Annotated in this window: 24 protein-coding genes and 1 pseudogene; 4 read left to right on the top strand and 21 right to left on the bottom strand. The window is 52.4% G+C overall.

The features are described from left to right. Positions 1-246 precede the first annotated feature (246 nt). Complete coding sequence (locus tag J9880_RS07735; protein WP_133823007.1) at positions 247-972, top strand: 4'-phosphopantetheinyl transferase family protein; 726 nt, start codon at positions 247-249, stop codon at positions 970-972. A gap of 34 nt (positions 973-1,006) precedes the next feature. Beyond that, a complete protein-coding gene (locus J9880_RS07730; RefSeq protein ID WP_232770277.1) occupies positions 1,007-1,576 on the top strand; it encodes an NADPH-dependent FMN reductase in 570 nt (189 codons plus the stop codon). Positions 1,577-1,642: 66 nt separating this feature from the next. Here the strand turns inward: J9880_RS07730 and J9880_RS07725 are convergent, their stop codons facing one another. Then, complete coding sequence (locus tag J9880_RS07725) at positions 1,643-2,980, bottom strand: NCS2 family permease (RefSeq protein WP_095924037.1); 1,338 nt, start codon at positions 2,978-2,980, stop codon at positions 1,643-1,645. Positions 2,981-3,132: 152 nt separating this feature from the next. On the opposite strand from J9880_RS07725, the gene yieH reads away from it, so the two are divergent. Beyond that, the gene (gene yieH, locus J9880_RS07720) at positions 3,133-3,798 is read left to right on the top strand and encodes a 6-phosphogluconate phosphatase (protein ID WP_095924038.1); all 666 of its coding nucleotides are present in this window, start codon (positions 3,133-3,135) and stop codon (positions 3,796-3,798) included. A 22-nt stretch (positions 3,799-3,820) separates the two neighbouring features. On the opposite strand, the pseudogene J9880_RS07715 reads toward yieH, so the two are convergent. Further along, positions 3,821-4,618 (bottom strand): annotated as a pseudogene (locus tag J9880_RS07715) (sugar phosphate isomerase/epimerase family protein); the annotation flags it as partial. 110 nt (positions 4,619-4,728) lie between these two features. On the opposite strand from J9880_RS07715, the gene J9880_RS07710 reads away from it, so the two are divergent. Next, positions 4,729-5,421 carry a TetR family transcriptional regulator gene (locus J9880_RS07710; protein WP_095924040.1) on the top strand — a complete coding sequence of 231 codons (693 nt, stop codon included), beginning with the start codon at positions 4,729-4,731 and terminating at the stop codon, positions 5,419-5,421. 84 nt (positions 5,422-5,505) lie between these two features. Here the strand turns inward: J9880_RS07710 and phoU are convergent, their stop codons facing one another. The 19 genes from phoU to mnmG form a co-directional block, all read right to left on the bottom strand. Next, positions 5,506-6,240 carry a phosphate signaling complex protein PhoU gene (gene phoU / locus J9880_RS07705; protein WP_232770276.1) on the bottom strand — a complete coding sequence of 245 codons (735 nt, stop codon included), beginning with the start codon at positions 6,238-6,240 and terminating at the stop codon, positions 5,506-5,508. A 10-nt stretch (positions 6,241-6,250) separates the two neighbouring features. Further along, positions 6,251-7,018, bottom strand: a complete 768-nt coding sequence (pstB, locus tag J9880_RS07700) for a phosphate ABC transporter ATP-binding protein PstB (protein ID WP_013577692.1) — start codon at positions 7,016-7,018, stop codon at positions 6,251-6,253. A gap of 92 nt (positions 7,019-7,110) precedes the next feature. Then, a complete protein-coding gene (pstA, locus tag J9880_RS07695; protein WP_119825590.1) occupies positions 7,111-7,998 on the bottom strand; it encodes a phosphate ABC transporter permease PstA in 888 nt (295 codons plus the stop codon). A 1-nt stretch (position 7,999) separates the two neighbouring features. Then, entirely contained in the window at positions 8,000-8,956 is a 957-nt protein-coding gene (gene pstC / locus J9880_RS07690; RefSeq protein ID WP_095924043.1) for a phosphate ABC transporter permease PstC, read from the bottom strand. A gap of 94 nt (positions 8,957-9,050) precedes the next feature. After that, positions 9,051-10,091 (bottom strand): phosphate ABC transporter substrate-binding protein PstS, encoded by a 1,041-nt coding sequence (pstS, locus tag J9880_RS07685; protein WP_232770275.1) that lies wholly within the window; start codon positions 10,089-10,091, stop codon positions 9,051-9,053. A 216-nt stretch (positions 10,092-10,307) separates the two neighbouring features. Further along, positions 10,308-11,180 (bottom strand): 23S rRNA pseudouridine(2604) synthase RluF, encoded by an 873-nt coding sequence (rluF, locus tag J9880_RS07680; RefSeq protein ID WP_232770274.1) that lies wholly within the window; start codon positions 11,178-11,180, stop codon positions 10,308-10,310. Positions 11,181-11,345: 165 nt separating this feature from the next. Beyond that, positions 11,346-13,175: a glutamine--fructose-6-phosphate transaminase (isomerizing) gene (glmS, locus tag J9880_RS07675; RefSeq protein WP_095924046.1), complete on the bottom strand. Its 1,830-nt coding sequence runs from the start codon at positions 13,173-13,175 to the stop codon at positions 11,346-11,348. Between the two features lie 131 nt (positions 13,176-13,306). After that, positions 13,307-14,677 (bottom strand): bifunctional UDP-N-acetylglucosamine diphosphorylase/glucosamine-1-phosphate N-acetyltransferase GlmU, encoded by a 1,371-nt coding sequence (glmU, locus tag J9880_RS07670; RefSeq protein WP_195817558.1) that lies wholly within the window; start codon positions 14,675-14,677, stop codon positions 13,307-13,309. Positions 14,678-14,948: 271 nt separating this feature from the next. Then, positions 14,949-15,371, bottom strand: coding sequence for a F0F1 ATP synthase subunit epsilon (locus J9880_RS07665; RefSeq protein ID WP_095924048.1), 423 nt, complete (start codon positions 15,369-15,371; stop codon positions 14,949-14,951). A gap of 27 nt (positions 15,372-15,398) precedes the next feature. Further along, the gene (atpD, locus tag J9880_RS07660; protein WP_095924049.1) at positions 15,399-16,781 is read right to left on the bottom strand and encodes a F0F1 ATP synthase subunit beta; all 1,383 of its coding nucleotides are present in this window, start codon (positions 16,779-16,781) and stop codon (positions 15,399-15,401) included. A 32-nt stretch (positions 16,782-16,813) separates the two neighbouring features. After that, on the bottom strand, positions 16,814-17,677 hold the full coding sequence (gene atpG / locus J9880_RS07655; protein WP_013577683.1) for a F0F1 ATP synthase subunit gamma: 864 nt from the start codon (positions 17,675-17,677) through the stop codon (positions 16,814-16,816). A gap of 71 nt (positions 17,678-17,748) precedes the next feature. Continuing rightward, the gene (gene atpA / locus J9880_RS07650) at positions 17,749-19,290 is read right to left on the bottom strand and encodes a F0F1 ATP synthase subunit alpha (protein ID WP_013577682.1); all 1,542 of its coding nucleotides are present in this window, start codon (positions 19,288-19,290) and stop codon (positions 17,749-17,751) included. A 12-nt stretch (positions 19,291-19,302) separates the two neighbouring features. Continuing rightward, the gene (gene atpH / locus J9880_RS07645) at positions 19,303-19,836 is read right to left on the bottom strand and encodes a F0F1 ATP synthase subunit delta (protein ID WP_095924050.1); all 534 of its coding nucleotides are present in this window, start codon (positions 19,834-19,836) and stop codon (positions 19,303-19,305) included. A gap of 14 nt (positions 19,837-19,850) precedes the next feature. Next, complete coding sequence (atpF, locus tag J9880_RS07640) at positions 19,851-20,321, bottom strand: F0F1 ATP synthase subunit B (RefSeq protein WP_095924051.1); 471 nt, start codon at positions 20,319-20,321, stop codon at positions 19,851-19,853. Between the two features lie 65 nt (positions 20,322-20,386). Next, on the bottom strand, positions 20,387-20,626 hold the full coding sequence (atpE, locus tag J9880_RS07635; RefSeq protein WP_004093904.1) for a F0F1 ATP synthase subunit C: 240 nt from the start codon (positions 20,624-20,626) through the stop codon (positions 20,387-20,389). A 49-nt stretch (positions 20,627-20,675) separates the two neighbouring features. Then, entirely contained in the window at positions 20,676-21,458 is a 783-nt protein-coding gene (gene atpB, locus J9880_RS07630; protein ID WP_095924052.1) for a F0F1 ATP synthase subunit A, read from the bottom strand. Positions 21,459-21,480: 22 nt separating this feature from the next. After that, positions 21,481-21,879, bottom strand: coding sequence for a F0F1 ATP synthase subunit I (gene atpI / locus J9880_RS07625; RefSeq protein WP_095924053.1), 399 nt, complete (start codon positions 21,877-21,879; stop codon positions 21,481-21,483). A 649-nt stretch (positions 21,880-22,528) separates the two neighbouring features. Then, positions 22,529-23,149 carry a 16S rRNA (guanine(527)-N(7))-methyltransferase RsmG gene (rsmG, locus tag J9880_RS07620; RefSeq protein WP_119825597.1) on the bottom strand — a complete coding sequence of 207 codons (621 nt, stop codon included), beginning with the start codon at positions 23,147-23,149 and terminating at the stop codon, positions 22,529-22,531. Positions 23,150-23,279: 130 nt separating this feature from the next. After that, positions 23,280-25,169, bottom strand: a complete 1,890-nt coding sequence (gene mnmG / locus J9880_RS07615) for a tRNA uridine-5-carboxymethylaminomethyl(34) synthesis enzyme MnmG (protein WP_095924055.1) — start codon at positions 25,167-25,169, stop codon at positions 23,280-23,282. Between the last annotated feature and the right edge of the window lie 224 nt (positions 25,170-25,393).

Here is a 25,393-nt window from a genome sequence, read left to right as displayed (position 1 = left end):
TATAGTAGATATATCTGGTGCGCAGATCATATGAGTGAAAAACCAGAACATCATGCCGATGAGATTTTTTCTCAACAAGGGATTAAGACTGTGATTACTTTCACTTTATGGTTATGAAAAACTTTCTGAAAAGTGAAAAAAGTGTGCTGTGATGCGGGTTTTAAGCGGTTTTTAATGATTTCTCTTAATGTTATTCTTTCTGACAACAGAGAGAATATGTACGAACCATTAATCATGGAGTGAACAATGGCGTGCCATTTTGCAAGATGGGCTTTGACGGATGCCGAACCGGATACCCACCGGTTGCCCGGAGATATCGTCATTTCCGCGAGACACCTTTCCGAAAAACAGCGACGACGTTTTCTCAACGGCCGTGTCCTGCTGGCAGAAATGATTTTCTACCTGTACGGCATTGCCGAGCTGCCGAACGTGATCACTTTACCCAGTGGTCGCCCGAGTTTTGAATCGCCCGATCTGCCTGATTTCAGCCTTGCGTATGCGGGAAGCACCGTTGGGGTTTTGATCAGCAGTGAAGGGAAAGTCGGTCTGGATCTCGAAATCATTCATGCCCGCAGTGCGCTGGTCAATCCGCAACAACAGTTACAGCTTTCTGCGGTAGAAAAAACCTGGATTGCCATGCAATCCGATCCGGTGGAATCCTCGCTGCAACTGTGGTGTATCCGCCAGAGCATGCTGAAAATGTCCGGCCTGAACGATCCCGGCCCGCTGACGCTCAGTCTGAATCCGGCCTCAGGCCGTTTGCGATCCACCGTCACACCGGAGGCGCAGGTGATGAGCGACATTGAAGGGTCGATTACCTGGGCATGTGCGCAATCGCCCTCGATTATCCGTTTGCAGTGCTGGCGCTACGAACCCGAAAATGGCTTCACCCGCACGCAAACCCTGTCCACCGACCAGCAATCTGAATCGCCTCACTTCATGAAGTTCGTCAGCCTGCCGCCAGCCAAATAAATCACGAACATCTCATCCATAACAGGAGTTATTCATGTCAGCTCAACCACTGAAGTTTGTCACACTGTTAGGTAGTCTGCGTAAAGCGTCTTACAACGGGATGGTCGCCCGCACCTTGCCGAAAGTGGCACCGGAAGGCGTCAGCATTGACGCGCTGCCTTCCATCGGTACATTGCCCTTGTACGATGCGGATATTCAGCAGGAAGAGGGCTTTCCGGCCGAAATCGAGGCTATCGCGCAGCAGATCCGTCAGGCAGACGGCGTGATTATCGTGACACCGGAATATAACTACTCCGTTCCGGGCGGCCTGAAAAATGCGATTGACTGGATTTCCCGCCTGCCTGATCAGCCTCTGGCCGGTAAACCGGTGCTGATCCAGACCAGTTCCATGGGGCCGGTCGGCGGCGCGCGCTGTCAGTATCATCTGCGTCAGATCCTGGTGTTCCTGGATGCGATGGTGATGAACAAACCTGAATTTATGGGCGGCGTGATCCAGAATAAAGTGGATGACCAAATCGGCGAAGTGATCGACCAGGGCACGCTCGATTTCCTGCGTGGGCAGCTGACCGCCTTTGCGGACTACACCCGCCGCGTCACCCCGTAATTCAGCCCGTCAGAAAAGCAAACAGCCCGCAAATGCGGGCTGTTTTTTTGGTATTTTGATGACCGGTTAGTGCCCGTCAACAAATGCGATTTTTAGCACAAACAACAGGGCAACCACCACCACGCACGGGCTGATTTCTTTCCAGCGGCCGGTACCCAGTTTCATCACCACGTAAGAAATGAAACCCAGCGCGATACCTTCGGTGATCGAGAAGCTGAACGGCATCATTACCGCAGTCACGAACGCCGGAACCGCTTCGGTCAGGTCATCCCAGGAAACTCGCGCCAGACTGGAAGTCATCAGCACGCCGACATAAATCAGCGCACCGGCCGCCGCGTATTCCGGCACCATCCCCGCCAGCGGGGAAATGAAGATCACCAGCAGGAACAGCAAACCGGTTACTACCGCCGTCAGGCCGGTACGACCGCCCACGGAAACGCCGGAGGTGCTTTCAATGTACGCGCCCACCGATGAAGTGCCGATAAATGCCCCCGCTACGGAAGACACGCTGTCAACGTACAGCGCCTGTTTCATCTGCGGGAACTTGCCCTGGGCATCAGCCAGACCGGCTTTATCGGTCACACCAATCAGCGTGCCGGAGGAGTCAAACAGGTTCACCAGCATGAAGGAGAAAATAACGCCCGCCAGACCGATGTTCAGCGCGCCTTTCAAATCCACCTGACCGACAACCGTGGTGATGCTCGGCGGCATCGACCAGAAACCGGTGTAATGCACGTCACCAATCATCAGGCCAATCACAGTGGTGACAATAATCGACACCAGCACAGAGGCGTGGAAGTTACGCGACGCCAGAACGGCAATAATGAAGAAGCCGAGCACGCCCAGCAGCACATTGTGCGAGGTCAGGTTACCGATAGTGACGATGGTGTCAGGGTTCGGGACAATAATGCCGGCGTTTTTCAGCCCCATCATGCCGATAAACAGCCCGATACCGGCGGTGATGCCCACACGCAGGCTGACCGGAATATTGGCAATCATCCAGTAGCGGATACGGAAAATGGTCAGCAGCAGCAAACCCACGGCACCCCAAAATATCGCGCCCATCCCGATCTGCCATGAAACACCCATCGCGCCCACGACCACAAACGCAAAGAACGCATTCAGGCCCATCGCCGGTGCCAGAGCGACCGGCAGGTTGGCGATCACGCCCATCAGAATGCTGCCGAACGCGGCAATCAGACAGGTAGTCACAAAGACGGCCTGTTTATCCATGCCTGCGACACCCAGAATCTGCGGGTTCACGAAGACGATGTAGACCATGGTCAGGAAGGTGGTTAAACCGGCGATAGTTTCTGTGCGGACGGTGGTGCCATGCTGCGTCAGTTTAAACAGACGTTCGGCCAGACCTTTACCCGCAGTCGCATTGCTCTGTGGTGTGCTCATTGGTGAGTTCCAAAATGGGGGAAAAACAATCGGGGGGTATCCTAAGGATTTTAGCCGGAAAGCGCCAGCACTGGATGTATGGGATTAAATCTATCGTTCGGGTACAGTGCCATAACGCACACCAATAGATGAACCACTCACACGGAGGAAGTATGTCACAGGTAAAATGTGTCTTTTTTGATTGCGACGGTACGCTGGTGGACAGTGAATTGTTGTGTTGCGAAGCCTATGTCGAGATGTTTGCCCATTTTGGTGTGACGGTCTCTTTCGATGAAATGTACAAAAAATACAAAGGCGTAAAGCTGTACGAAATTATCGCCATCATCAATAAAGAGCAGGGGATCGACGTGCCGAAAGAAGACATGGAAGGGGTGTTCCGCCAGCACGTCGCACGGTTGTTTGACAGCAAACTTGAGCCGATTGACGGCGCACGCGAATTACTGGAACAAATCACCGTGCCGATGTGCGTGGTCTCTAACGGCCCGGTCACCAAAATGCAGCATTCCCTCGGACTGACCGGGTTGCTGCCCTTTATGGGCGATAAGTTATTCAGTGGCTACGATTTGCAGCGCTGGAAGCCCGATCCCGCCGTGTTGTATAAAGCCGCCGAGGTCATGAACGTGCCGGTGGAAAACTGCATTCTGGTGGAAGATTCCGTGGCGGGCGCACAGGCCGGGATCACCGCAGGCATCCCGGTCTTTTACTATTGCGCCGATCCGCACAATCCCCCGCTGGATCACCCGCTGGTCACGACGTTCCACGACCTGCGTGAACTGCCGGGGATCTGGCGGGAGATGGGGTATCAGATCACGGGTTAAGGGTTTTTTCGTACGCCTGCATCCGCTTTTCCAGTTCCGTCAGGGAGCGCAGGCCATCCGCCAGCGGCAGGGTTTTATCGTTGAAGATTTCCAGTGACCACGGGCCGGTGAATCCTTTACGGTTCAGCGTGCTGACGAAATCCACCAGCGGTAAATCGCCCTGCCCCGGATAACAGCGGTAGCTGCGGCTCCACTGCTGCACATTCATGTCTTTAAACGGCGCATCAGCCAGTTGCAGGAAGCTGATTTTCTCCAGAGGCACCTCATCCAGCCGGTCGAGGTTATCGCCCACCGCCAGAATATGAAAGCTGTCGAGCACGATACCCAGCGCCGGGCTGTTGACCTCCCTTACGCGATCCCACGCCTGCCGGTAACGGTTGATGTGTTTCCCCCACGCCAGCGCTTCAAAACCGATGCGGATGTCATAGGGCTGCGCCATGTCGGCCAGCGCCGCGAGATCGGCAATCTGCACATCCCGCTCCGGCGAACTGTCGGGATCGGTGTTACTGCACACCAGCAAATGGTCGCAACCCAGTTCACTCATCAGATCAAACTGGCGACGGGCGCGGGCCAGTTTCTCAACCCGCCGCGGAGGGGGCACCCCTTCGACATCCCGGAAAGGTTGCAGCAGAAAAATACGTAAGCCGAGGGAATCGGCCAGATTACGGATAGCCGTCGGTTTGACCGGACTTTTAAGCAAATCATCTTCGAATATTTCCACGCCATCAAATCCCGCAGCGGCTATCGCTGTGAGTTTTTCGGGCAAGGTTCCTGGTACTGAAACTGTCGCAATCGAACGTAACCGGGTGGTGTCAGGCAAAATAGCGTCCTTTTCGTCAGGTTTCGATACTAACAGTAGTGGACTCTGGCAGAGCGTTCGTCAAGTGTTGTAGGCTTACGGATATGCACAGATTGTAACTGAGCGAATCAATGGTTACTCTCTGTGGCGTGAATGAGGTTAATGATGAGGATAAGACGCTGAGCAGCCAAAGTTCCCCGGCGCCGGGACGTAAAAATGATCCGATAGGGCTCAAACAACGCATTTTCGACAGCGCGCTGGCTGAATTCGCTGAATCCGGCCTGATGGGCGCGCGCATGGAAAACATCGCCTCCAATGCCAGCACCACGAAACGTATGGTGGTCTATCACTATAAGACCAAAGAAGCCCTGTACATGCTGGTTCTGGAGCACGTTTATCGCGGTATTCGTCAGCACGAGCTGGAGCTGGACTTGTCTTCATTCCCGCCCGCCGAAGCGATCGTCAAACTGGTGGAAGCCAGTTTTGATTTCCACGTCTCGCATCCGGAATTTATCCGGATTGTCTCCACGGAAAACATGCTGCGCGGCCGCTTTATCCGTCAGTCCACCAGCATCCGTGAAATTAACAAAACGGCCTTAACGCTGCTGGAAGACATCCTCGCGCGCGGTAAGCAAAGCCATCTGTTTAAGGATGACGCGCAGGCGCGTGACGTGCACCGGCTGATCAGCAGCCTGTGTGTGCATCAGGTCGCCAACCAGTATACGTTTGGCGCGTTGTTTGAAAATCCGGATGAAGTGGATTTACAGGTCGCACATTACCGCCAGCTGGCGGTGCAGGTCGCACTGCGCTATGTCATGAAGTAAGGGTATTGACCGGATGCTGTTATAGAGCGGATAGCAAAAAGGCCTCGTAAGAGGCCTTTTTTGTCGCTGAATATCAAAGACTTTTTATTCTTTATCCGCGTCGCCTTTGCCGTCGGTCAGCAATTTGTCCAGCGCATCGCCGCCCACATGACGGAAATCCTGGCCTTTGACGAAGTAGAAAATGAATTCGCAAATGTTCTGGCAACGGTCGCCGATACGCTCGATAGAACGGGCGCAGAACAACGCGGTCAGCACGCTGGGAATGGTGCGCGAATCTTCCATCATGTAGGTCATCAGCTGGCGCACAATGCCTTCATATTCCTGATCCACTTTCTTGTCTTCACGGTAAATACGTACCGCTTCGTCAAGATCCATACGCGCAAAGGCATCCAGTACATCATGCAGCATCTGCACGGTGTGGCGGCCAAGCGACTCCAGACTCACCAGCAAAGGCTGGTGCAGGTGCGAGAATTTTTCCAGCGCCGTACGGCAGATTTTATCCGCCACGTCGCCGATACGTTCCAGCTCAGAAATGGTTTTGATGATCGCCATGACTAAACGCAGGTCGCTGGCGGTCGGCTGGCGCTTGGCAATAATGCGCACGCAGGCTTCGTCGATCGCCACTTCCATCATGTTCACTTTGTCATCGCCCTGAATGACCTGCTGCGCCAGTTCCGCATCCTGATTGTGCATGGCGGTGATGGCATCTGTCAGTTGCTGCTCAACCAGGCCACCCATCGCCAGAACCTGCGTACGGATATGCTCCAGCTCGGCATTGAACTGGCCGGATATATGTTTGTTTAAGTTCAGGTTGTCCATTGTTCTTACCTCAACCGTAGCGGCCAGTAATGTAATCTTCAGTCTGTTTGCGCGCTGGTGACGTGAACAGCGAGTCAGTGTCGCTGTATTCGATCAGTTCGCCCAGATACATAAACGCAGTGCGATCTGAACAACGCGCAGCCTGCTGCATGTTGTGAGTCACGATCACCACGGTGTAATCAGATTTTAGCTCGGTGATCAGCTCTTCGATACGGCCGGTAGAGATCGGATCCAGCGCGGAGCACGGTTCATCGAGCAGCAGAACGTCAGGGCGGATCGCAATACCCCGTGCGATACACAGACGCTGTTGCTGACCGCCGGACAGGCTGTAACCGCTCTGGTGCAGCTTGTCTTTGGATTCATTCCACAACGCGGCTTTGGTCAGCGCCCATTGCACACGCTCATCCATATCGGTGCGGGAAAGTTTTTCAAACAGACGGACACCGAAAGCGATGTTGTCGTAAATCGACATCGGGAATGGCGTCGGTTTCTGGAAGACCATGCCGACTTTGGCGCGCAGCAGCGCGATATCCTGTTTATCGACCAGAATGTTTTCGCCATCGAGCAGGATCTCGCCTTCCGCGTGCTGTTCCGGATACAGCTGGTACATTTTGTTAAACGTACGCAGCAGCGTGGATTTGCCACAACCAGACGGGCCGATGAATGCCGTGACTTCGTTCTTAGCGATATCCAGGGAAATATTTTTCAGCGCGTGGAATTTGCCGTAATAAAAGTTCAGATCGCGAACCTGAATTTTGCTGTTGGATGCGTCAGTCATTCTCAGACATCTCTCTTATTCGCGCGCCGCGTGGCGACGCCGGGTAAACAGTGACGGCAGGCGATATCGTCTGCCATCAATAATGAATCAACTTATTGCTTTTTCGGGGCGAAAATCACACGCGCCAGAATATTGAGCAACAGTACGCACACCGTAATCAGCAGCACGCCCGCCCAGGCCAGTTGTTGCCATTCGCCAAACGGGCTCATCGCAAACTTAAAGATAGTGACCGGCAGGTTGGCAATCGGCTGCATCATGTCTGTGCTCCAGAACTGGTTGGAGAGCGACGTAAACAGCAGCGGTGCGGTTTCACCGGCAATACGGGCAATGGCCAGCAGGATGCCGGTGATGATGCCGGAAACCGAGGCTTTCAGGGTGATGGCCGAAATCATTTTCCATTTTGGCGTCCCCAGCGCATAAGCCGCTTCACGCAGGCTGTCAGGCACCAGTTTCAGCATGTTTTCCGTGGTACGGATAACAATTGGGATCTGTAACAACGCCAGCGCCAGCACGCCCGCCCAGCCAGAGAAGTGCCCCATTTTTGCCACCATAATGGTGTACACAAACAGGCCGACAACGATGGAAGGTGCGGAAAGCAGAATGTCGTTAATGAAACGAATGAATTCCGCCAGCCAGGACTTACGGCCATATTCGGCGAGATAAATCCCCGCCATGACGCCCAGTGGCGTACCAATCACCGTGGCCCACAAAATCAGTAGTCCGCTGCCCGCAATGGCGTTCGCCAGACCGCCGCCTGCGGTATTCGGTGGCGGCGTATTTTGCGTAAACAGCGCCAGCGACATGCCATCAACGCCTTTAACAACGGTGGTAAACAGGATCCACACCAGCCAGAACAGGCCAAACGCCATGGTCATCATGGAGACCATCAGCGCCAGACGGTTTTTCTGACGACGCCATGCCTGACGTTTACGACGTGATTCCAGTAATGCTGCGTTACTTTGCATTTCGAGTGTCGTCATCTTAACGGCCCTCTTTCTTAGCCAGACGCAGGATCATGACTTTTGACAGCGCCAGAACAATAAAGGTGATGACGAACAGGATCAGGCCCAGTTCCATCAGTGCAGCGGTGTGCAGACCGGCTTCCGCTTCGGCGAATTCGTTGGCCAGCGCCGAAGTGATACTGTTGCCCGGCGCGTACAGTGAGACGCTGTCGAGCTGGTAGGTGTTACCAATGATAAAGGTCACCGCCATGGTTTCGCCCAGCGCGCGGCCAAGGCCAAGCATTACGCCGCCAATCACGCCGTTTTTGGTGAACGGCAGCACGATGCGCCAGATCACTTCCCACGTGGTGCAGCCAATACCGTAAGCAGATTCTTTCATCATCACCGGCGTTTGCTCGAACACGTCACGCATGACGGAGGCAATGTACGGGATGATCATGATGGCAAGAATGACGCCTGCTGCCAGAATGCCGATACCAAACCCCGGCCCGGCGAACAGTGCGCCGACAATCGGGATACCTGAAAGGACGTCGCCTACCGGTGTCTGGAAGTACTGCGCAAACAGCGGGGCGAAAACGAACAGACCCCACATGCCGTAAACAATACTGGGGATGGCCGCCAGCAGTTCAATCGCGATACCCAGCGGGCGTTTCATCCAGTTCGGCGCCAGCTCGGTGAGGAATAATGCGATACCAAAGCTGACCGGAACCGCAATCAGCAGGGCAATCACGGAGGTCACGACCGTGCCGTAAATCGGCACCAGCGCACCGAATTGCTCGTTCGGCGCATCCCAGGTTTTCGTCCACAGGAAAGACAGCCCGAACTTTTCAATGCTGGGTAACGACGCGATAAACAGCGAGACGATAATACCGCCCAGCATAAATAGCACAATCAGCGCAGCCAGTTTGACCAGCGCGCCGAAGAGGATGTCACCGTTTTTGCTGGGTGCCTTAATAGCCGGCTTGTATTCAGCCATACCACTCTCTTTTAATTCAGATTTAATTCCCTCCCCGGCCGGAGAGGGAATGAAGCAGAAGACTTGTACTCTATATCAGACCCGAGGCCAGATCCTAGTAAAGTGCTTTACCGCTGCTGTCTTTGATATTGGTTTTCCAGGCTGCGCGGATCTGCTCAACAACAGAATCAGGCAGTGCGGCGTAATCCAAATCGGTGGTCAGTTTGTTGCCGTTTTTGTAAGCCCAGTCGAAGAACTTCAGCACTTCAGTGCCTTTCTCTGCATTTTGCTGGTCTTTGTAAATCAGGATAAAGGTGGTGGAACTGATTGGCCACGCGTTATCACCTTTCTGATTGGTCAGGTCCTGAGCGAAGGTTTTGCTCCAGTCAGCGCCTTTGGCGGCTGCACTGAAGGATTCTTCAGTCGGGCTGATCGCTTTACCATCGGCATCCACCAGTTTGGTGTAAGCCAGGTTGTTTTGTTTGGCGTAGGCATATTCTACGTAACCGATTGAACCCGGCAGACGCTGTACGAAAGCGGCCACGCCGTCGTTACCTTTGCCGCCCAGACCGGTAGGCCAGTTAACCGTAGAACCTGAACCGATTTTGTCTTTCCACTCGCTGTTCACTTTCGCCAGATAGCTGGTGAACACGAAGGAAGTACCGGAACCATCCGCACGGCGAACCACCGCGATATTGGTGTCTGGCAGTGTCACGCCCGGGTTCAGCTTAGTGATCGCCGCGTCGTTCCACTTTTTAATTTTGCCGAGGTAGATGTCACCCAGCGTCGCGCCATCCAGCGTCAGCTGACCAGATTTGATGCCCGGGATGTTCACCGCCAGTACCACGCCACCGATCACGGTAGGGAACTGGAACAGGCCATTTTTGTCGAGATCTTCTTGTTTCATCGGTGCATCAGATGCGCCGAAATCCACCGTTTTGGCGATGATTTGTTTCACGCCGCCGGAAGAACCGATGCCCTGATAGTTAACCTGAGTACCGGTGGCTTTCTGATAAGCGTCTGCCCATTTCGCGTAGACAGGGGCAGGGAAAGTACCGCCAGCGCCAGTCAGGTTAGTGGCAGCGAAAGCAGACGTTGCTGTGAGGGAGAAAGTCGCTGCTACAAGACCGGCGACGGTGTTACGCATCAATTTCATGTTCCACTCCTGGTGGTTTTAAACTTCCCGACTGATGTCGACGTTAATTAAAGTGTTTGGCACAGGAGGAAAATAGGACAGTTTAGTGACAGTAAAATGTACGTTATATGACAGTTTTATGACACTGGTCACAATTCGAACGTTACGGGCAAAAAGCGGGGGTTTTACGAGGGAAATGCCGGTTTTGACACCGGCTGAAGACAAAAAACGGTCAGATTATCGCCCTTTCTTCTTCCGTCCCGGCTGTGCAAAACGCTTGCGGGACGCAGCGTTAGCGTCTGGCTTTTCCGTATTTTTCGGTTTTGTGACAGCGGGTTTTTTCGCCTGAGCAGGTTTGGCTGGCGCTTTTTTGGTCGGTTTTTCTTCTGATGAGGAGTTTTCAATTAACCGGAACAGTTCGATCAACTCGTCATCGGTTAAATCACGCCATTCACCGAGCGGAACACCTTTCAGATTGATGTTCATGATACGCACGCGCTCAAGCTTCGTGACTTCGTAACCGAAATGCTTGGTCATACGGCGGATCTGGCGGTTAAGCCCCTGCACCAGCGTAATACGAAACACCATCGGTGCTTCTTTCTTCACTTTGCATTTTTTGGTCACGGTTCCGAGCATCGGCACGCCCGCGCCCATACCGGCAATAAACTCATCAGTGATCGGTTTGTTGACGGTCACGACGTATTCTTTTTCGTGGTCGTTACCGGCGCGCAGGATTTTGTTGACCAGATCGCCGTGGTTGGTCAGTAAAATCAGTCCCTGCGAATCTTTGTCCAGACGGCCAATCGGGAAGACACGTTTGCTGTGGTTAACGAAATCACGGATGTTGTCCCGTTCACCTTCTTCCATCGTCGTGATAATACCGACCGGCTTGTTCAGCGCGATAAGCACCAGATCTTCTTCATCACGCGGCTCGATAAGCTGACCGTTAACTTTCACCACATCGCCGGCAAATACCTGAGCACCTACCGCGGCACGCCTGCCGTTGATAAAAACATTTCCCTGTTCGATGTAACGATCGGCATCGCGGCGCGAGCAGATACCGCTCTCGCTAATGTATTTGTTAAGACGAATGGAGGAGTTGTTCAGCATTCAGCAAAGCACCTTCGTAAAAAACGCGAACTATACCTTATCCGGCGCGGGTTACGAAGTCCGTGACACAGAATCGTGACCGCGGCTGACAAAGAAAAAAGCCGGTAATGAAAAAAAAGCGCCCCGGGAGGCGCTTAGACATTCCATGACTGAAACCGGTCGGTTTTATTCGACGGTCACAGATTTCGCCAGGTTACGCGGCTGATCCACGTCAGTCCCTTTAATCAGGGCAACATAGTAAGACAGCAGCTGTAACGGCACGGTGTAGAAAATCGGTGCGACGATCTCTTCAACGTGTGGCAACTGGATAATCTTCATGCCTTCGCTGTCGGTGAAACCGGCGTCCTGATCGGCAAAGACGTACAACAACCCGCCACGGGCGCGCACTTCTTCGATATTCGATTTCAGTTTTTCCAGCAGCTCATTGTTCGGCGCAACGACGATCACCGGCATATCTGCATCGATCAGCGCCAGCGGGCCATGTTTCAGCTCGCCCGCCGCATAGGCTTCCGCATGAATATACGAAATCTCTTTCAGCTTCAGCGCACCTTCCATCGCGATCGGGTACTGATCGCCACGGCCAAGGAACAGCGCGTGATGCTTGTCAGAGAAACCTTCTGCCAGCGTTTCGATGGTTTTATCCAGCGACAGCATTTGTTCAATACGCGCAGGTAACGCCTGAAGCGCGTGAACGATGTCGTGCTCGACCTGAGGATCCATACCTTTCAGGCGGCCCATACGCGCCACCAGCATCAGCAGAACGGTCAGCTGCGTGGTGAACGCTTTGGTTGAGGCCACACCGATTTCGGTACCAGCTTTGGTCATCAGCGCCAGATCGGACTCACGCACCAGAGAAGAACCGGCCACGTTACACACTGCCAGAGATCCGAGATAACCCAGTTCTTTCGACAGGCGCAACGCTGCCAGCGTATCAGCCGTTTCGCCAGACTGAGACAGCGTGATGATCAGGCTGCCCGGACGCACGGCGGATTTGCGATAGCGGAATTCTGAGGCGATTTCGACGTCACACGGCATCCCCGCCAGCGACTCGAACCAGTAACGCGCCACCATACCGGAGTTGTATGAGGTGCCGCAGGCGATAATCTGCACGTGCTGAACACGGGAGAGAATTTCGTCAGCTTTTTCACCCAGCTCGCTCAGGTTGACTTCGCCGTGACTGAAACGCCCTTCCAGAGTGTTTTTGATCGCCAGCGGTTGTTCGTAAATCTCTTTTTGCATGTAGTGACGGTAAACGCCTTTATCACCGGCGTCGTACTGCACTTTGGATTCGATTTCCACACGCTCAACGGCATGACCATTTTTGTCATATACGCTGACGGAACGACGTTTCACTTCGGCCACATCGCCTTCTTCCAGGAACAGGAAGCGACGGGTCACCGGCAGCAGCGCCAGCTGATCGGAAGCAATGAAGTTTTCTCCGACGCCACGACCAATCACCAGCGGGCTGCCGGAACGGGCGGCGACCAGAACGGACGGATCACGCCGGTCCATCACTACGGTGCCGTATGCGCCACGCAGTTGCGGGATCACCCGCTGAACCACTTCCAGCAGCGTGCCGCCCTGAAGTTGTTCCCAATGCACCAGATGCGCGATCACTTCGGTATCCGTTTCGGAATCAAAACGGTAGCCGCGTTCAATCAGTAATTCACGCAGAGGTTCGTGGTTTTCGATAATGCCGTTATGCACCACGGCAATGTAATCAGATACATGCGGATGAGCGTTCGCTTCAGAAGGTTCGCCGTGTGTTGCCCAGCGGGTGTGAGCAATTCCGGTGCCGCCATGCAAAGGATGTTGATCCAGTGCATCAGCCAGCATCTGGACTTTACCCAGACGACGCAAGCGCCCCATTTTCCCGTCGGCATCGATGACAGCCAGACCGGCAGAGTCATACCCGCGGTATTCGAGACGGCGTAAACCTTCTAACAGAATTTCAGCAATATCGCGTTGCGCTACTGCGCCTACAATTCCACACATCAGTTTTATTCCTATTGAAGGTCTTTCGGGACCTTTTTTGATGCCTGACCTGATTTATCCGCAAGCCCCGTTTTCCGGTGTACTTGCGGTTCCCCGAGCCTTGTAGAGAGTTGGGGATTATTATGAACAGCTTATTTTTTCTTTACCGGTTTCTGCCAGTCAGGTTTATGCACCTGCGGCACCCGACTTAACAGTAAACCATTGTCCGGCACGTCGCGCGTGACCGTAGTACCGGCAGCGATCGTCACGTTATTACCCACGATGACAGGCGCAACCAGTTGTGAATCTGAACCGACAAAGACATCGTGACCGATGATGGTTTTATGCTTGTTCACACCATCATAGTTGCAGGTGATGGTGCCTGCGCCGATGTTCACGTTATCCCCGATCTCAGCATCGCCGAGGTAGGAAAGATGGCCGGCTTTGGAGCCTTTGCCCAGACGCGCTTTTTTGATTTCAACAAAATTGCCGACATGTGCGCCTTCCGCCAGTTCCGCGCCGGGACGCAGACGGGCGAAAGGACCGACAGTGCAGCCGCTTTCCAGCACGGCGTCTTCGAAAACGCTGTACGGGCTGACTTCACAGTCATCGCCAATCACGCAGTTTTTCAGAACACAGCCGGTGCCGATTTTGACGCGATCACCCAGTTTGACGTGACCTTCGATAATGACATTCGTGTCGATCAGCACATCGATACCGTGGGCCAGTTCACCACGCAAATCAAACCGGGCAGGATCCATCAGCATGACGCCTTCGAGTAACAGGCGCTCTGCCTGCTCACTCTGGTATACGCGCTCAAGACGGGACAGTTGCAGACGGTTATTCACGCCATCCACTTCACTGTTACGCGCCGGATGAACCGTGGCGATGACATGCCCTTCGGCATGCGCCATCGCAATGATATCGGTGATGTAATATTCACCCTGCGCATTGTTGTTATTCAGCTGGCTCAGCCACCGTTTGAATGACGCGCCATTGGCCACCAGAATTCCGGTGTTAATTTCGCGAATTTTCAGCTGTTCTTCGCTGGCGTCTTTCTGCTCAATGATGCCGGTAACAATACCGTTCTCGCGGACAATACGGCCATAACCTGTGGGATCATCGAGTACGACAGTCAGCAAACCAATGCCACCTTCCGGTTTGGCTTGCAGTAAATTATTCAGCGTATCGACGGAAATCAGCGGAACATCGCCGTACAGCATCAGCACATCTTCGTCATCGGCAAAGTAAGGTGCCGCCTGCTGCATCGCATGACCGGTACCCAGTTGCTCCGCCTGCAATACCCAGTTCAGATCACTGCCTGCCAGATTTTTCTTCAGCAAATCACCACCGTGACCATAGACCAGATGCACGTTGCGGGCGCCCACCTGCGTGGCCGCATCAATGACGTGCTGAACCATTGGCTTGCCCGCCAGGGGATGAAGAACTTTAGGAAGGTTGGAGTACATGCGTGTTCCCTTGCCCGCGGCAAGGATCACCACACTCAGTGTGCTGTTCGACATAGGTAACCTGACAAATCCAATTTGAGTGACAAAAGTAACCCGTTCGCTGCACGGATTACTACATATTTCGCTTCTAAAACCACCGGCAAGCCGCAGCCTGCAAGGGTTGAACAAGGTATAGACTACACCAAAAAATCTGAGGGTAAAGTGTCCGGTAATCACCCAAGTATTCCATTAAAAACAGAAATTAGCCTTGGGAAAAACACTGAAAAACGGCTTTTTTAAAAGCAAAAAAAAAGCGACCCGAAGGTCGCTTTTTAAACTGATGTCGTTACATCGCTTTTCTGGTCAGTTCGATAACGCGAAGTTTCGCGATCGCCTTAGCCAGTTCCGCTGACGCCTGAGCGTAATCAACGTCGCCGTGAGAACCACTAATGTGTTCTTCCGCTTTGCGCTTAGCTTCAAGCGCGCGCGCTTCGTCGAGGTCTTGCCCACGGATTGCAGTATCAGCCAACACGGTCGTTGCATTCGGTTGCACCTCAAGGATGCCACCGGAAAGATAGATATACTCTTCTTCACCGTGTTCTTTAACAATGCGCACCATGCCAGGCTTGATGGCGGTGAGCAGCGGAGCATGCCCCGGGAAAATACCCAGTTCGCCTTCGCTACCCGTCACCTGGATCTTTTGTACCATGCCTTCAAACATACGTTTTTCGGCACTGACAACATCCAGATGGTAAGCTTTTTCAGCCATGTCATCCTCTCTCACAACAAGCTAGCGTTACAGTTTCTTGGCTTTTTCCACTGCTTCATCAATGGTGCCAACCATGTAGAACGCTTGTTCCGGCAGGTGATCGTAGTCGCCGTCCATAATGCCTTTGAAACCACGAATGGTATCTTTCAGCGATACGAACTTGCCCGGAGAACCGGTGAAGACTTCGGCCACGAAGAATGGCTGGGAAAGGAAACGTTCGATCTTACGCGCACGGGATACAGCCAGCTTGTCATCTTCTGACAGCTCATCCATACCGAGGATCGCGATGATATCTTTCAGTTCCTTGTAACGCTGCAGAATAGACTGCACGCCACGAGCCACATCATAGTGTTCCTGACCAACAACCAGTGGATCCAGCTGACGGCTGGTAGAATCCAGTGGGTCAACCGCCGGGTAGATACCCAGTGACGCGATCTGACGGCTCAGTACCACGGTCGCATCTAAGTGAGCGAAGGTGGTGGCTGGGGATGGGTCAGTCAAGTCATCCGCAGGGACGTAAACGGCCTGTACGGAGGTGATAGAACCACTTTTGGTTGAGGTGATACGTTCTTGCAGAGCGCCCATCTCTTCCGCCAGCGTTGGCTGATAACCTACCGCCGATGGCATACGGCCCAGAAGTGCGGACACTTCGGTACCGGCCAGGGTATAACGGTAAATGTTGTCAACGAACAGCAGTACGTCACGACCTTCATCACGGAATTTCTCCGCCATGGTCAGGCCGGTCAGTGCAACGCGCAGACGGTTACCTGGTGGCTCATTCATCTGGCCATACACCAGGGAAACTTTGTCGATAACGTTGGATTCGGTCATTTCGTGGTAGAAGTCGTTACCCTCACGAGTACGCTCACCCACGCCTGCAAACACAGAATAACCGGAGTGCTCGATCGCGATGTTACGGATCAGCTCCATCATGTTTACAGTTTTACCAACACCCGCACCACCGAACAGACCGACTTTACCGCCCTTAGCGAACGGACACATCAGGTCCATAACTTTGATGCCGGTTTCCAGCAGTTCCTGGGAGTTTGCCAGCTCTTCATAAGAAGGCGCAGCACGGTGAATCGCACGACGTTCTTCTTCGCCGATTGCACCTTTCATGTCGATTGGTTCACCCAATACGTTCATGATACGGCCCAGTGTTGCAACACCCACCGGTACTTCGATTGGGTGTTCCAGGTTGTTCACTTTCAGACCGCGACGCAGGCCGTCTGAGGTACCCATTGCGATACAACGAACAACGCCGCCGCCTAACTGTTGCTGTACTTCCAGCACCAGTTTGGAGGTACCGTTTTCTACCTCAAGAGCATTGTACACGTTCGGTACTGCATCCTGAGGGAACTCGACGTCCACCACGGCGCCGATTACCTGGATAATCTTTCCAGTAGCCATCTTGAATCCTCTACGTAATTCGTAAACCTAGCTTAAACCGCGGAGGCTCCCCCGACGATCTCGGTGAGTTCCTGAGTGATGCTGGCCTGACGAGCTTTGTTGTATACCAACTGCAGCTCTTTGATCAGGCTGCCGCCGTTATCGGTTGCGGCTTTCATCGCTACCATTCGCGCGGCCTGTTCGCTGGCCAGGTTTTCTACGACGCCCTGATAAACCTGAGATTCCACATAGCGACGCAGGAGGGTATCCAGCAGTGCTTTAGGGTCCGGCTCATACAGGTAATCCCAGGATTTTTTCGCCAGTTCGCCGTCTTCTGCCGGTGGCAGAGGCAACAACTGAACGATGCGTGGTTCCTGAGACATGGTATTGACGAATTTATTGCTAACAACGCATAACTTGTCTAAACGACCTTCGTCGAAAGCCTGCAACATCACTTTCACCGGTCCGATCAGTTCTGACAGAGAAGGGTTATCCCCCATGCCAGTCACCTGAGCAACAACGTTGCCCCCAACGGAGCCGAAGAAAGAGGCTGCTTTGGAACCGATCAGGGCGAGATCAACTTCAACACCTTTTTCGGACCAGCCTTTCATCTCTGACAGCAGTTTTTTGAACAGGTTAATGTTCAGACCACCACAAAGACCACGGTCGGTAGACACCACCAGATACCCGACGCGCTTAATTTCGCGCTCATCCAGGTACGGGTGCTTGTATTCCAGATTCCCAAGCGCAAGGTGACCAATCACTTCACGGATGGTTTCTGCATAAGGACGGCTGGCCGCCATGCGATCCTGCGTTTTACGCATTTTGGAGGCGGCGACCATTTCCATCGCTTTAGTGATCTTTTGCGTGTTTTGCACGCTGCTGATCTTACTACGTATCTCTTTTCCGCCGGCCATCTCTGCTTCTCCTCATGACCAAACGGCCTGCTGCTTATCTGCCAGAGGCAGGGCAGCAAGGCCGCCAGGTATTACCAGGACTGGGTTGCTTTGAAGGTATCGAGGATATTTTTGAATTTACCCTCGATCTCATCGTTATACGCACCAGTTTGGTTGATTTGCTGCAGAAGCTCGCCGTGCTCACGGTCGGCGTAAGCCAACAGTGCCGCTTCGAAGCTACCGACTTTAGACAACTCAACGTCTTCCAGATAACCACGTTCTGCTGCGAAGATGATCAGAGACTGCGCAACGATTGACATCGGAGCGTATTGTTTCTGTTTCAGCAGCTCAGTCACTTTCTGACCGTGGTTCAGCTGTTTACGGGTTGCCTCATCCAGATCAGAAGCGAACTGCGAGAACGCAGCCAGCTCACGATACTGTGCCAGAGCGGTACGAATACCACCGGACAGTTTCTTCATGATCTTAGTCTGAGCAGCACCACCAACACGGGATACCGAAATACCCGGGTTAACCGCAGGACGAATACCGGCGTTGAACAGGTTGGATTCCAGGAAGATCTGACCATCGGTAATCGAGATTACGTTGGTCGGAACGAACGCGGAAACGTCACCCGCTTGCGTTTCGATGATCGGAAGCGCAGTCAGGGAACCGGTTTTGCCTTTCACTTCACCCTTGGTGAATGCTTCAACATACTCGGCGTTAACACGCGCAGCACGTTCCAGCAGACGGGAGTGGAGATAGAAAACGTCGCCTGGGTAAGCTTCACGACCTGGTGGACGACGAAGCAGCAGGGAAATCTGACGGTAAGCAACAGCCTGTTTAGACAGGTCATCATAAACGATCAGTGCGTCTTCGCCGCGGTCACGGAAGTATTCACCCATTGCGCAACCGGAGTACGGTGCCAGGTATTGCAGTGCAGCAGATTCTGATGCAGTTGCAACAACAACGATGGTGTTTGCCAGTGCGCCGTGCTCTTCCAGTTTACGAACCACGTTAGAAATGGTGGACGCTTTCTGGCCGATAGCCACATAGATACATTTGATGCCGGAATCGCGCTGGTTGATGATCGCATCGATCGCCAGAGCTGTTTTACCGGTTTGACGGTCGCCGATGACCAGTTCACGCTGACCACGACCGATTGGGATCATGGCATCAACGGACTTATAACCTGTCTGCACAGGTTCATCGACGGACTGACGTTCGATAACGCCAGGTGCGATTGCTTCAACAGCGGAGAAGCCGTCGTGCTCTACCGGACCTTTACCGTCAATTGGCGCACCCAGGGTGTTAACAACGCGGCCCAGCAGGCCACGGCCAACTGGAACTTCCAGGATACGGCCAGTACATTTTACTTTCATACCTTCGGCGAGGTCAGCGTAAGGGCCCATGACAACGGCACCTACGGAGTCGCGCTCCAGGTTCAGGGCGATAGCGTAGCGGTTACCCGGCAGCGCAATCATTTCGCCTTGCATGACATCGGCTAAGCCGTGCACGCGGATGATCCCGTCACTGACGGAAACGATAGTACCTTCATTGTGAGCTTCGCTCACCACATTGAACTGAGCAATGCGCTGCTTGATCAGTTCGCTGATTTCGGTGGAATTCAGTTGCATGCTCCAGTCCCCTTAAGACTGCAAGACGTCTGCCAGGCGTTCAAGACGACTGCGAACGCTGCCATCAATCACCATATCACCTGCACGGATTACGACACCGGCAAGAACAGACTTGTCAATTTTGCAATTCAGCTTAACTTTGCGAGACAGACGTTTTTCCATCGCAGCAGCAATTTTTGCCTGCTGTTCTTCCGAAAGCGGATTGGCTGAGGTTACTTCAACCTCAGCAACAGCCTCGAGAGAGGCGCGCAGTTCAATAAACTGCTCCAGCACTTCCGGAAGAACGCGTAAACGTCCATTTTCGGCCATTACCTTAATCAGGTTTTGGCCTGCGTCGTCGAGTTGTTCACCACATACGGCAATAAACGTGTTAGACAAAGTTTCTGGCGCGCTAGCACCGGAAAGCAGTTCTTCAATTTGTTCATTGCGCGTGACTTCAGCCGTGAACGCTAACATGGACTGCCAGCGGTCTAAGCTTTGGTGCTCAACGGCAAAGTCAAAAGCTGCTTTGGCGTAGGGGCGAGCTACAGTTACAAATTCAGACATCAGCCCCTCCCTCCTTACAGTTCAGCGACCAGTTTATCAACGATGTCGCTGTTAGCAGCTTCATCCACGGAACGTTCGATGATCTTCTCGGCGCCAGCAATGGCCAAAATCCCGACTTGCTTACGCAACTCTTCACGGGCGCGTTGGCGTTCGGCGTCGATCTCTGCCTTGGCTTGCGTCACGATCTTGTTACGTTCCTGCTCGGCTTCAGCTTTTGCTTCGTCGACGATTTGAGCTTTACGCTTGTTCGCCTGATCGATGATTACCTGAGCTTCAGCTTTGGCTTTCTTCAGTTGGTCGGTCGCATCGGCTTGCGCTAAGTCCAGCTCTTTTTTGGCACGTTCTGCGGAAGATAAACCTTCAGAAATTTCTTTCTGACGTTTTTCGATGGCAGCCATAATTGGCGGCCATACGTACTTCATGCAGAACCAGACAAACAGGACGAACGCGATAGCCTGGCCGAGGATTGTTGCGTTAAGATTCACAGCACAATGCCTCTTTCAAAGTGAATTATTTGATGTAGTTCGATTAACGCTGAGCGAACTCAGTGTTAGGCGACAGCAAACATCACGTACAGACCCAGACCAACCGCAATCATTGGGATTGCATCGACCAGACCCATAACGATAAAGAACTGTGTACGCAACAGAGGGATCAGGTCAGGCTGACGTGCAGCACCTTCCAAGAATTTACCACCCAAGATGCCGATACCGATCGCAGCACCGATTGCCGCCAGGCCCATCATCACAGCGGCAGCCATGTACAGCAGATCCATACTCAGGTTTTCCATGACAGTCTCCAGTTTGTTTCAGTTAAAACGCAGTAGTGTTGAAAGAAAATCAGTGTTTTTCAGATGCCATCGAGAGATAGACGATCGTCAGAACCATGAAAATAAAGGCTTGTAGCGTAATGATCAGGATGTGGAAAATGGCCCAAGGCACATTCAGAACCCACTGTGACCACCACGGCAACAGGCCAGCAATAAGGATGAAGATCAACTCACCCGCATACATATTGCCAAACAGTCGCAGACCCAGTGAAACTGGTTTAGACAGCAGGCTGACACCTTCAAGAATCAGGTTAATCGGAATGAAAACCGGATGATTGAATGGCTGCATTGTCAGTTCTTTAATGAAACCGCCAAAGCCTTTCATCTTAATGCTATAGAAAAGAATCAGAATGAATACGCCAAGTGCCATGGACAACGTGATGTTCACGTCAGCCGTAGGAACCACACGCAACGCTGGCAGACCAAAGATGTGCTCGCCAATGAATGGCAGCAAATCGATTGGCAGCAAATCCATCAGGTTCATCATAAACACCCAGACGAAGACGGTCAGCGCGAGAGGTGCAATCACTTTGCTTTTGCCGTGATACATGTCACGCACGCTGCTGTCGACGAAACCAACGACCAGTTCAACTGCAGTTTGCAGTTTACCCGGTACACCGCTGGTGGCGTTTTTGGCTACGCGATGGAAAATAACCAGAAAGAGTACTCCGAGGAACACGGAGAAAAACATCGAATCGATGTTAATCGACCAGAATCCCGTCCCGATCTGAAGCTGAGTCAGATGGTGACCGATATACTCTTGTGGAGTAGAGATTTCTCCTGATGCAGACATGATGCCTCTTACCCTTTAGTAGTTAAGTACGGTAACTGTTAATGACGGCCGGTGCCAAAATCTGAGTCATCAACACCGATAAATAGGCCAACCCCAACGGAGCAAAAGCCGCCTTAAACAGGCCAAGTGCGATAACCATTAAGATCACCGTAACCAGCACCTTCAGCGCTTCCCCGATTGCAAAGGACCAGGCAACCCGTCCAGAGACCGTTGTTTGCGCCTGATGGCGCCATGCAAACAGCATGAACAGTACATTTGGCACCCAGGCGGCCAACCCACCCATAAGAGCCGATGTGGTCCATTCCAGGCTTTTGAAGCCAAATACTGCACTGAGCAGAACAAAGGTCAATAACTGCAGTATCAACAGCTTTCTGGCAACCTTCACACTATGTGTACTGTGTAAAATACCGGATACAGACATGACGTTTGTTCTCTCCGTATCGAGTACCTAGCTGGAGGTATACTGAATGCCGTATATCACTGCCTTTACTGTTTTGAGTCAAGCAGCAAAAACCGAGCAAATTATACGGGGCACAGGAACGAATTCAATGGATAAGTAGCGAAAAGGTGAACAATTATTTAAATTTTCCTCTTCATCACTATTTTGACAACCAAACTATAGCTGAATTTGCCCTTTTTACTTTGATTCGGTTATTTCATCACCCGACAAAGAAGCGTGCACTGGATCACATAATTAACTCGGGTCCCTTTATATACCCAGCGCGGTTTGAATGTCTTTAGCTAATCAGGCCTTTTAAAAGCTATATAAATCAAATTGTTAATGGAATATTGTTCGAATATCCAACTTATTTAAAAATAGACTCGATTTATTTACACAACAACCCAACAAATAACAACATTTTCATTACAAGTTGAATATCAGCGGCTTGATGGGGCTTCAATTTCAAAAGTGACTATTACAGTCAGGATTAAAATAAAAACATCTCCAAAATGCTATCAGTCTGTAAAAATGCGGTGATGAGGACGTTCTCACAGTTATATAATTAGCCTGCTCATTTTAACCCCGATAACACATGCATTTTTTAAATATTATTTGATAAATCTCAACTTTAGTTTGCGCTGAGAATGATCAAATGACGTTCCCCGTCAAGTTCCGGTACCTGCAACTTAATCACGGATTCCAGAGTGATACCTTCCGGCAACACAGCCAGTTCATCATCAGGACGCACACCCTTCAGGGCATAAAAACGCCCCTGCCCTTTCTCCGGCAAATGATGACACCAGGACAACATGTCCTGCATTGAGGCAAAGGCACGGCTGATCACGCCATCAAACGGTGGCTCAGGCTGAAACTCCTCCACACGGCTTTGTACCGGCTCGATATTTTTCAGACCCAGTTCGTGCTGAACCTGACGCAGGAAGCGTACCCGCTTCCCCAGACTGTCCAGCAGGGTGAAGTGTGAATCGGGGCGAACAATAGCAAGAGGAATGCCCGGCAGGCCCGGTCCGGTACCGACATCAATGAAACGGCTGCCTTGCAAATGCTCATTCACCACGATGCTGTCCATGATATGACGCACCAGCATTTGCATCGGGTCACGCACAGACGTCAGATTATAAGCCTTGTTCCACTTATGCAGCAGTTCAACATAGCCAATCAGTTGCTGTTTTTGCTGATCGGGTAACGCTATTCCTGCCGCAGCAAGCAGCGAGTCCAGTTTCTTTTGCACAGTGAATCCTCAGACAGAGTCGGTATTCCGGGAACAGCCCGGAGGGGAAATGATAAAACACTCAGAAAGACGGGAAAAGTAAGAATTGACCGCCGCTTTGGAAGCAAAGGGCGGTCATCAGACAGGCGGTTTATGCGCTGCGGCGCAGCAAACCTTGTTTTTTAAGCCAGATCAGCAAAATTGAGATCGCCGCCGGGGTAATCCCGGAGATCCGCGATGCCTGACCAATGGAGGTCGGCTTGTGATCATTGAGTTTGGCGATCACTTCGTTTGACAGGCCATTGACCTGGCGGTAGTCGAGATCGACAGGTAATACGGTGTTTTCGTTACGCTGTTGTTTTTCAATCTCTTCCTGCTGACGGGCGATATAACCTTCGTATTTGATCTGGATTTCAACCTGTTCTGCCGCCTGCACATCCGGTACGGCAGGCGCAAACGGTGAAAGGCGGGTGATCAGCTCATAAGTCATTTCAGGACGACGCAGTAACTCTTCCGCACTGGCTTCTTTGGAAAGTGGAGCAGAAAGATGCGCGTTGATTTCGTCCACCTGGGCGTGGTGAGGATTGACCCAGATGCCACGCAGACGCTGACGTTCCTGCTCGATCATTTCCAGCTTTTCGTTGAAACGTGCCCAGCGGGCATCGTCTACCAGACCTAACTCACGGCCTTTTTCAGTCAGACGCAAGTCGGCGTTATCTTCACGCAGCATCAGTCGATATTCGGCACGCGAGGTGAACATACGGTACGGTTCTTTGGTCCCCAGGGTACACAGGTCGTCGACCAGTACGCCGAGATAAGCCTGATCGCGACGTGGCGCCCAGCCCTCTTCTTCGCTGGCGCTACGGGCGGCATTCAGCCCGGCCAGTAAGCCCTGTGCGGCCGCTTCTTCGTATCCTGTTGTGCCGTTGATTTGTCCTGCAAAGAACAAACCGGCGATAAATTTGCTTTCCAGCGTAGGTTTCAAATCACGCGGATCGAAGAAATCGTATTCGATGGCATAACCAGGGCGAACGATCACCGCATTTTCCATCCCCTGCATTGAGCGGACGATCTGCATCTGTACATCGAATGGGAGGCTGGTTGAAATCCCGTTCGGATAAACTTCGTTGCTGGTCAGGCCTTCAGGTTCAAGGAAGATCTGATGAGAATTACGATCGGCAAAACGCATGACTTTATCTTCGATCGACGGGCAGTAACGCGGGCCGATCCCTTCGATGATCCCGGCATACATCGGGCTGCGATCCAGATTATTACGGATCACGTCATGGGTTTTTTCGTTGGTATAGGTCATGTAACACGGGATCTGGCGCGGATGTTGCGACGCGTTGCCCATGAATGAGAATACCGGTGCCGGATTATCACCGTGTTGTTGTGCCAGCACGCTGAAATCAATGGTGCGTGCATCGATACGCGGAGGTGTCCCGGTTTTAAGACGGTTAACGCGTAAAGGTAATTCGCGCAGTCTCTGAGACAAGGAGATCGCCGGAGGATCGCCAGCACGGCCACCGCTGTAGTTTTCCAGACCGATGTGGATCTTTCCGTCAAGGAAGGTGCCCACGGTCAGTACTACTGCTTTGGCGCGGAATTTCAGCCCCATTTTGGTCACAGCACCCACGACGCGATCGTTTTCCACGATCAGATCTTCTACCGGCTGCTGGAAGATCATCAGGTTTGGCTGGTTTTCCAGTGCGGTACGAACGGCCTGGCGATAGAGAACGCGGTCAGCCTGTGCACGGGTAGCCCTGACAGCAGGTCCTTTGCTTGCGTTTAGTATCCTAAACTGAATGCCCGCATGATCGATAGCTGTTGCCATCAGACCGCCCAGAGCGTCCACTTCTTTTACCAGATGTCCTTTCCCGATCCCGCCAATAGCCGGGTTACACGACATCTGTCCCAGCGTGTCGATATTGTGGGTTAATAATAAGGTCTGACGTCCCATGCGTGCAGAAGCCATTGCAGCTTCAGTACCTGCATGACCACCACCTATGATGATGACGTCAAATTGATCCGGATAAAACATGCGACTGCACCTCGGCGTTCAAGCGAACTTTCTTTGTATGGCGTTGGGAGGAGGGATTCTACTCAAGTTTAGAGCTTCCACAAGTCCCCGGGGATCTTCACTAATTAAAAGAAGATCTTTTTTATTTAAAGATCTCTTATTAATACTTCTATTAGGATCGCGATCCTCTGTGCATAAGTCTTTTTTGTTCATGAAGATCAAGATGCTAAGAAGGATCGAATGCT

The sequence above is a fragment of the Rahnella victoriana genome (assembly GCF_021276285.1).
In the GTDB taxonomy this organism is placed as follows: domain Bacteria; phylum Pseudomonadota; class Gammaproteobacteria; order Enterobacterales; family Enterobacteriaceae; genus Rahnella; species Rahnella victoriana.
The sequence above is the reverse complement of the archived record's forward strand: the minus strand, read 5'-3'. Positions and strand labels throughout refer to the sequence as shown.

What these genes read in the sequence shown, in the direction of transcription:
- atpA (WP_013577682.1), bottom strand. Translation starts at nt 19,290, where the DNA reads ATGCAACTGAATTCCACCGAAATCAGCGAACTGATCAAGCAGCGCATT.
- J9880_RS07735 (WP_133823007.1), top strand. Translation starts at nt 247, where the DNA reads ATGGCGTGCCATTTTGCAAGATGGGCTTTGACGGATGCCGAACCGGAT.
- atpE (WP_004093904.1), bottom strand. Translation starts at nt 20,626, where the DNA reads ATGGAAAACCTGAGTATGGATCTGCTGTACATGGCTGCCGCTGTGATG.
- pstA (WP_119825590.1), bottom strand. Translation starts at nt 7,998, where the DNA reads ATGACGACACTCGAAATGCAAAGTAACGCAGCATTACTGGAATCACGT.
- phoU (WP_232770276.1), bottom strand. Translation starts at nt 6,240, where the DNA reads ATGGACAACCTGAACTTAAACAAACATATATCCGGCCAGTTCAATGCC.
- atpB (WP_095924052.1), bottom strand. Translation starts at nt 21,458, where the DNA reads ATGTCTGCATCAGGAGAAATCTCTACTCCACAAGAGTATATCGGTCAC.
- atpH (WP_095924050.1), bottom strand. Translation starts at nt 19,836, where the DNA reads ATGTCTGAATTTGTAACTGTAGCTCGCCCCTACGCCAAAGCAGCTTTT.
- J9880_RS07665 (WP_095924048.1), bottom strand. Translation starts at nt 15,371, where the DNA reads ATGGCTGAAAAAGCTTACCATCTGGATGTTGTCAGTGCCGAAAAACGT.
- glmS (WP_095924046.1), bottom strand. Translation starts at nt 13,175, where the DNA reads ATGTGTGGAATTGTAGGCGCAGTAGCGCAACGCGATATTGCTGAAATT.
- glmU (WP_195817558.1), bottom strand. Translation starts at nt 14,677, where the DNA reads ATGTCGAACAGCACACTGAGTGTGGTGATCCTTGCCGCGGGCAAGGGA.
- pstS (WP_232770275.1), bottom strand. Translation starts at nt 10,091, where the DNA reads ATGAAATTGATGCGTAACACCGTCGCCGGTCTTGTAGCAGCGACTTTC.
- J9880_RS07725 (WP_095924037.1), bottom strand. Translation starts at nt 2,980, where the DNA reads ATGAGCACACCACAGAGCAATGCGACTGCGGGTAAAGGTCTGGCCGAA.
- yieH (WP_095924038.1), top strand. Translation starts at nt 3,133, where the DNA reads ATGTCACAGGTAAAATGTGTCTTTTTTGATTGCGACGGTACGCTGGTG.
- pstC (WP_095924043.1), bottom strand. Translation starts at nt 8,956, where the DNA reads ATGGCTGAATACAAGCCGGCTATTAAGGCACCCAGCAAAAACGGTGAC.
- J9880_RS07710 (WP_095924040.1), top strand. Translation starts at nt 4,729, where the DNA reads ATGGTTACTCTCTGTGGCGTGAATGAGGTTAATGATGAGGATAAGACG.
- rluF (WP_232770274.1), bottom strand. Translation starts at nt 11,180, where the DNA reads ATGCTGAACAACTCCTCCATTCGTCTTAACAAATACATTAGCGAGAGC.
- pstB (WP_013577692.1), bottom strand. Translation starts at nt 7,018, where the DNA reads ATGACTGACGCATCCAACAGCAAAATTCAGGTTCGCGATCTGAACTTT.
- atpI (WP_095924053.1), bottom strand. Translation starts at nt 21,879, where the DNA reads ATGTCTGTATCCGGTATTTTACACAGTACACATAGTGTGAAGGTTGCC.
- atpG (WP_013577683.1), bottom strand. Translation starts at nt 17,677, where the DNA reads ATGGCCGGCGGAAAAGAGATACGTAGTAAGATCAGCAGCGTGCAAAAC.
- mnmG (WP_095924055.1), bottom strand. Translation starts at nt 25,169, where the DNA reads ATGTTTTATCCGGATCAATTTGACGTCATCATCATAGGTGGTGGTCAT.
- atpD (WP_095924049.1), bottom strand. Translation starts at nt 16,781, where the DNA reads ATGGCTACTGGAAAGATTATCCAGGTAATCGGCGCCGTGGTGGACGTC.
- J9880_RS07730 (WP_232770277.1), top strand. Translation starts at nt 1,007, where the DNA reads ATGTCAGCTCAACCACTGAAGTTTGTCACACTGTTAGGTAGTCTGCGT.